7 protein-coding genes are annotated in these 6,464 nt (G+C 48.4%); 2 read left to right on the top strand and 5 right to left on the bottom strand.

What is annotated here, in order from left to right; all coding sequences use genetic code 11:
• Positions 1-9: 9 nt before the first annotated feature.
• Positions 10-636 carry a GNAT family N-acetyltransferase gene (locus ACR0P9_RS06155; RefSeq protein WP_432618317.1) on the bottom strand — a complete coding sequence of 209 codons (627 nt, stop codon included), beginning with the start codon at positions 634-636 and terminating at the stop codon, positions 10-12.
• Between the two features lie 153 nt (positions 637-789).
• On the opposite strand from ACR0P9_RS06155, the gene ACR0P9_RS06150 reads away from it, so the two are divergent.
• Complete coding sequence (locus ACR0P9_RS06150) at positions 790-1,401, top strand: AAA family ATPase (RefSeq protein WP_432618315.1); 612 nt, start codon at positions 790-792, stop codon at positions 1,399-1,401.
• Between the two features lie 65 nt (positions 1,402-1,466).
• Here the strand turns inward: ACR0P9_RS06150 and ACR0P9_RS06145 are convergent, their stop codons facing one another.
• Genes ACR0P9_RS06145 through ACR0P9_RS06135 form a run of 3 tightly spaced genes read right to left on the bottom strand, consistent with a single transcriptional unit; the run spans position 1,467 to position 3,676 of the window.
• Complete coding sequence (locus tag ACR0P9_RS06145; protein ID WP_432618319.1) at positions 1,467-2,279, bottom strand: SDR family oxidoreductase; 813 nt, start codon at positions 2,277-2,279, stop codon at positions 1,467-1,469.
• Positions 2,280-2,299: 20 nt separating this feature from the next.
• Complete coding sequence (locus ACR0P9_RS06140) at positions 2,300-2,809, bottom strand: flavodoxin (RefSeq protein ID WP_432618313.1); 510 nt, start codon at positions 2,807-2,809, stop codon at positions 2,300-2,302.
• Between the two features lie 6 nt (positions 2,810-2,815).
• Positions 2,816-3,676 carry an aldo/keto reductase gene (locus ACR0P9_RS06135; RefSeq protein ID WP_432618311.1) on the bottom strand — a complete coding sequence of 287 codons (861 nt, stop codon included), beginning with the start codon at positions 3,674-3,676 and terminating at the stop codon, positions 2,816-2,818.
• Between the two features lie 164 nt (positions 3,677-3,840).
• On the opposite strand from ACR0P9_RS06135, the gene ACR0P9_RS06130 reads away from it, so the two are divergent.
• Positions 3,841-5,424, top strand: a complete 1,584-nt coding sequence (locus ACR0P9_RS06130; RefSeq protein ID WP_432618309.1) for an S-layer homology domain-containing protein — start codon at positions 3,841-3,843, stop codon at positions 5,422-5,424.
• A 58-nt stretch (positions 5,425-5,482) separates the two neighbouring features.
• Here the strand turns inward: ACR0P9_RS06130 and ACR0P9_RS06125 are convergent.
• A partial coding sequence (locus ACR0P9_RS06125) for an ABC transporter ATP-binding protein (RefSeq protein WP_432618307.1) occupies positions 5,483-6,464 on the bottom strand: 982 nt, incomplete at its 5' end.

Below are 6,464 nucleotides of genomic sequence, written 5' to 3'. Positions count from 1 at the left end.
TATAACGGTTCACGCATGGCGATGGTTTACTGCCCGCGGCTCATGCACAAGCTGTGCTGCTTGCGCCAATACTTGTTGACAATAGGCTTGGTCTTGAATGTCGGGATAGAGAAGCGTAGGCTTCGGCTCTCCTTCATAGTGTCGCAAGGCCTTGCCCATCCAAATGACATCGCGCCATTTTCCAAATTTGTACATGCTGTTGTGATACGCACCCATGCGCTCAAAGCCCATCGACATATGAAACGCCATGCTACGCGGATTAGGGCAAGTCACGCCGACATAGATGCTATAGTATCCCTGATATGCCAGCAGATCGAACAGTGCCGAATACAGCGCGGTTGCAATGCCGCGGCGATGAAATCCCATCTTGGTATAAATAGACGTCTCACACGACCACTGATAGGCAGCACGCTTCCGATGCGGTGATGCATATCCATATCCGACGATTTGTCCATCTATGACGCAACATAACCACGGTGTCTTGGCGGTATACGTCTCAATGCGGCTGGTAAACTCCTCCAAGCTAGGCGGTTCATATTCGCTGGTGACGGTCGTATGCAGTACATACGGCGCATACAATGCCAGCATCTCTTGTGCATCTGCGCGTGTCGCGGGGCGAATCATGACATTTTTCATGATGGAAACATCCTTACCTGAAAATCTTATATATTGTTATTATAGCATCAATTCCCGTGTCAGAAAAGGTTTTTTTATAGAATCGCCTTTTTCCGCAAAATAAATTGAACACATCCTCCAATTGTTGTATAATAGAGCAAAGGAGGCGTTGTTATGAATAACCAATTGCTTATTACAGTTAGCCGCCAGTTTGGCAGCAGCGGTCATCAGATTGCCGAAATTCTCGCCAAGGAGCTGCATATGCCGCTATTCGATAAAGACGATATTGCGCAGGCAGCCAAAGACTATGGCATGTACACCAAGGTGATGAGCGACAGCGGTTCTTCCCTGACCAACAGCTTTTTGTTCTCTCTTGCCGCAAATATGTATACATTGGGACAGAATGGCCTGTCTTTTGAGCAGCAAATCTCTATGGCGGAAGAGGAAACCATGCGTAATCTGGCGAAGGAAGGTCCTTGTATTTTCATCGGACGCGCCGCAGATGCCGTCTTCTCTGATTTTCCGAATCGTGTCAGCTTTTTCATCCATGCGCCATTAGATTGGCGTATTCAGCGCATCATGAATCAATACGACTTGACGGAAGGCAAAGCCAAGAACATGATTAAGCAAATGGACAAGAAGCGTGCATCGTATTACTCCGAACGCTCGGACAACACATGGGGCGATTCTAACAGCTATCATCTGTCCATCGACAGCAGTGTGCTAGGTCCCAACGGAACGGCACAGCAGTTGCTCGCATTTATCCGCGCTCGCACGAGTAAATAACGTATTTTGACGCAAAAGACCTCATCTGATACGTAATCGGATGAGGTCTTTTTTCATATAGAAACTTACGGTTTCAACGGTCCATAGAAATAACTTGCTGTTGCACCGCCATCCATCAAGAATGTCGAGCCGGTAATGAATGCGCCCTTTTCACCGAGCAGCAGCTCTGCTACATTGGCAACTTCGTCCGCTGTACCCGGGCGACCAGCTGGGCATTTGGCAAACATATTTTTATAAAATGCGCCGCGCGGGCCGTTGAACTCGTCGATCGCCAACGGCGTCACAATGATGCCCGGTGCAATGGCGTTGAGCCGAGCACCGCGCTCACCCCATGTGACCGACTGCGCCATGACGCGCTTTTCATTGCATCGCTTAGCAATTTGATACGCGTGCAGCGTGTCCTGAATATTCTCAGGTTGAAGCATATCCAGCTCCAGCAACTGCTCAGTCGGTGTTGTCGCTAATAGTTCATCTTGCTCCGGTGTCAACGCGGGCATTCTCCAGCCTGACTGGCTGGAAATGGTCACGCCAGCGCCGCCTGCGCGAATTACTTTGCCGACTTCCTCCAGCAGTACAGCTGTACCGTATAAATCCACACGCAGAATGGCTTCAATCGGTGCTTGGCTCGGCGAGACACCGGCAGCATTTACCAGTTTGGTAATCTCTCCGTATGTTTGCGCCTGTGCAATCAAGCGACAAATCGAATCGCGGCTGGACAAATCCATTTCCACAGGAACAACGTCAAATCCTGCCTGATTCATTGTTTCTGCGATAGCTTTCGCGTGCTCCAGCGACTTATCACCCAAAACAACCTTCATGCCATATCCAACGCGTCGGGCAATTGCCATGCCAATTTGTCCCGCGCCAGTGACAATCATTACGTCTCTATTTCTCACGGTTATTTTCCTCCTATCCATGTCTGAATCGCGTGCTGTGCGCTGTCTACATGACTGCCGTGTACTGCCAGTCCCTTTGTTACCGTTGCGCCGGAGCAGGTGCGCTGAATGCTGCGCTCCGTGTCAGACAATCCGCTTCCCTCATGGGTACAGAACGGATGAATTGTCTTTCCTTTCCACGAAAAGGCTTCCAAAAATGTATATACCGCCATCGGCATATCGCCGCAGTAATTCGGATAACCCAAGTAGATTTCTTCGTAATCATCCAAACTTTCCGGCAAATTTTTCACAGCAGGCCGAGCTTTATTGTAAAAATCCTCTCTTGCTTGTGCGACGCAGGTCTGATATTCCGCCGCATACGGCTGTACCTGCTGAATAGAAAACAGATCTGCGCCGGTTTCCTGCGCGATAACCTGTGCCACGCGCTGTGTATTGCCGACCGAAATATAGCGATAGGTTCCACCGAAATAATTCTCATCTGCGCGAGAATAAAAGGCTACCAGTGTTTTCATTTTCTCTTAAACACCCTTTCCAAATACCGGAAATACGTCAAATTCGCCATAGCTCTGAATCGTCTGCATCTGTACGAGTTGCTGCATATCCTGTGCAGAGATCTCAAAATCTACCGAGGCATTATCTGCCATATGTGCCGGATCAGCCGTCTTTGGCAGTGCTACTGTGCCGAGCTGGATGACATAGCGAATACACAGCTGTGCGACAGAAACATGGTATTTCTGCGCCATCTCGACAATTGCCGGATTTTTGAGTGCTTCGCCATGTGCAATCGGTGAATATGCCTCGACCTGAATACCCTGCTGTTCACAGAACGTCAGCAGTTCGCTGTTTGTATTGCTGATGTGCAGCAAAATCTGATTAACCATCGGCTTAACGCGGCAATCAGCCAAAATATTCTCCAAATCATCCTGCAAGAAATTGGACACACCAATGACTTTGACTTTTCCTGCTGCCTGTGCGTCTTCCAATGCGCGCCAAACCTGCTTGTTTTCTTCAAAATACCGCTTTTCTACGCGGAATTCTGCCCACGGCTGCGGGCTGTGAATAATCATCTGGTCCAGATAGTCCAAGCCCATCTTTTTCAGTGTTTCATCAATAGAAGCCATGGCGCTCTCATACGTCTTGTTTTCTGCGGCAACCTTGCTTGCAACAAACAGCTGCTCTCGCGGAATGCCGCAGGTGCGCACGCCTTCTCCTACGCCGCGCTCATTGCCATAAGCCTGTGCGGTATCAATTAGGCGATAGCCCAGCTTGACTGCCTCACGCACGGCCTGTACTGCCTTGTCATCGTCAATAAACCATGTACCGAGTCCCAGCTTCGGGATGTGGGTACCGTCTGTCAGGGTGTATACTTCGTTGAACATGATAAATTCCTCCTATTGGATTTCTTGTTGTCTCTAGCATACACCCTGAAGTTAACTTTAAGTCAAGAGAATCATAGAAATAATTTTGTACAAAATCGATTGCAATTTCGATTCGCTATATGATATAATAAACAATAACCGCACATGAAAAAGGAGGAGTATTGATGAAAACTCACAAAAGTATGCGACTGATCGGCTTTATGCTGGCTCTTGTTCTGTGCTTCACGCCATGTGTTACGGCATATGCACAGGCGGTTGATGATCCGACAATCGCTGTCGATGACAAATCTGCAATGATTGTCGAAAAGAATGTCTCCGATTCACAGATCATCTCTCTGTTGAACAGTCAGACGCTGCATCCGCAAAAAACCGGATACGCTGCTCTGGACAAGCTCTTGGACTCTGTACTTGCTCCTTATGCCAACAAGTCTACAGCGGAAAAAGTAAAGGCTTGCTACGCATGGACCATCCAAAATATCGACTACTCTTGGGCTGGATATACGGCAAAGAATTCAGGATACGATGGCTTTAAGGAAAAGTATCCGTACAATGACTATGAAGATGGCTTACAAAAGGCCTTTCCGGAAGATGTGATTGCTCGAACCTATTATACGATGAGCAAGCACAAGGGTGTGTGCTATGATTGGGGCGCTGTATTTGCCGTCATGGTACGGTATATCGGTATCGACGCATACGTACATACCGGCGACTTCAAGTTTGAAGAATCTCTCGGATTCAGCAGCACAGCACATGGTCATCATGGCTGGACAGAAGTCGTTTTGAATGGCAAATACTATATTTTTGATCCACAGCGTGAATACCGTATGACCAATGATGGCAAAGGAACCATCAACTATTCCCGTTATTTCGGTGTCACCTCTGGAGATTCTAATTACTTCCGCTATACAGAAGAAACTTCCATAAATGACAAGCGCGATGCAGGCTTTTTGTCTGTCAGTGCTCACCGTGAAAAACTCGTTCCAGTAACGGGTATTGCTTCCCGCTCTGGCAGCGTTTCCGGTTCTGGCAAATATGATATTGGCACCAATGTCACATTAACCGCTGAACCAATCGCAGACAAGACATTTGAAGGCTGGTTCGACAGCAATGGTACATTATTGAGCACAGATACTTCTTATTCATTCCCTGTTACTGGCGCAACAACTGTTTATGCGATGTTTGTCGATGATCTGTTCTATGACATTTTGGACGAGTCGTGGTATCTTACCTCTGCCATGAAGGCCGCAACCGCTGGATTGGTATCCGGCACTGCTCCTCACCGTTTCGACGGCAATGTTACGATGACCCGTGCTATGGCTACACAGATTATTGCCAAGCTAGACAATGCAGATCTAAGCGAATATACTCATGCGAATTTTACCGATGTTCCTGATGGCAAGTGGTATACGCCGGCCATCGCATGGGCACAAGCAAACAATCTGGTTTCCGGCGTTGGCAATTCCAAGTTTGAACCAAATCGCGGTGTAACGCGCGAAGAATTTGTTACCATGATTGCTCACTATTTGGATCAGAAAGAAATTGACATGAAATCCATGGATTGGGCAGATGTGACCTATACCGACAAGAACACGATTTCCAATTGGGCACGAGATGCTGTATGCCGCGCAACAGCTACGCGTCTTATCTCTGGCTATCCAAACGGCAGTTTCCAGCCAAAAAACAATCTGACCAGAGCCGAAGGCGTCACAATTTTCTCTTTCATCATGGATTTGATGACTGCTGACTGATGCAATTCTCTATCTCTGCATAAACGAAAACAGACCGCTCACGCGGTCTGTTTTTGATTTACTCCAACTCAAATGCGCCGGTGTACAGCTGATAGTATACGCCCTTCTGCTCAATGAGCTGGTCATGGGTGCCGCGCTCGATAATTCTACCGTGATCCAGTACCATGATTGCCTCACTGTTGCGTACCGTAGACAGACGGTGTGCAATGACAAATACCGTTCTGCCCTTCATCAGGTTATCCATGCCAGCCTGCACCAAGGCTTCGGTTCGTGTATCAATCGACGAAGTTGCCTCATCCAAAATCATAACCGGAGGATCTGCCACAGCAGCACGCGCAATCGACAACAGCTGACGCTGACCCTGCGAGAGATTTGAACCATTGCCCGTCAGCATCGTCTGATAACCATCTGGCAGACGAGAAATGAAGCTGTCTGCATTTGCCAGCTTAGCGGCTGCGATACACTCTTCATCGGTCGCATCCAGTCTGCCATACCGAATATTATCCATGACCGTTCCTGTGAACAGATTGACATCCTGCAAGACAATGCCAAGGGAACGGCGCAGATCCGGCTTACAGATTTTTTCTACATTGATGCCGTCATACCGAATTTTACCGTCTTGAATATCATAAAACCGGTTAATCAGATTGGTAATCGTCGTTTTACCGGCACCAGTTGCACCGACAAATGCGATTTTCTGTCCCGGCTTGGCATACAGAGAGACATCATGCAGTACCGTCTTATCCGGCGTGTAGCCGAAGTTGACATTCTCCAGACGAACATCGCCCTTCAGCTCTCGATACGATACGGTGCCGTCTGCGCTGTGCGGATGCTTCCAAGCCCACATGCCCGTCGGCTTGTCGCACTCGACGATATTGCCGTCTTCATCCTTCTTTGCATTGACCAGATGCACATAGCCGTCATCTTCTTCGGATACCTGATCAATCAGTTCAAAGACGCGGCCTGCGCCCGCCAGACCCATAGCAATCATAGACACCTGCATGGACGCCTGACCAATGGTCTGCGACAGCTGGCGCGTC

The sequence above is a fragment of the Butyricicoccus sp. genome (genome assembly GCF_050872565.1).
Lineage (GTDB): Bacteria > Bacillota > Clostridia > Oscillospirales > Butyricicoccaceae > Butyricicoccus_A.
The sequence above is the reverse complement of the archived record's forward strand: the minus strand, read 5'-3'. Positions and strand labels throughout refer to the sequence as shown.

What these genes read in the sequence shown, in the direction of transcription:
- ACR0P9_RS06155 (WP_432618317.1), bottom strand. Translation starts at nt 636, where the DNA reads ATGAAAAATGTCATGATTCGCCCCGCGACACGCGCAGATGCACAAGAG.
- ACR0P9_RS06150 (WP_432618315.1), top strand. Translation starts at nt 790, where the DNA reads ATGAATAACCAATTGCTTATTACAGTTAGCCGCCAGTTTGGCAGCAGC.
- ACR0P9_RS06145 (WP_432618319.1), bottom strand. Translation starts at nt 2,279, where the DNA reads ATGATTGTCACTGGCGCGGGACAAATTGGCATGGCAATTGCCCGACGC.
- ACR0P9_RS06140 (WP_432618313.1), bottom strand. Translation starts at nt 2,809, where the DNA reads ATGAAAACACTGGTAGCCTTTTATTCTCGCGCAGATGAGAATTATTTC.
- ACR0P9_RS06135 (WP_432618311.1), bottom strand. Translation starts at nt 3,676, where the DNA reads ATGTTCAACGAAGTATACACCCTGACAGACGGTACCCACATCCCGAAG.
- ACR0P9_RS06130 (WP_432618309.1), top strand. Translation starts at nt 3,841, where the DNA reads ATGAAAACTCACAAAAGTATGCGACTGATCGGCTTTATGCTGGCTCTT.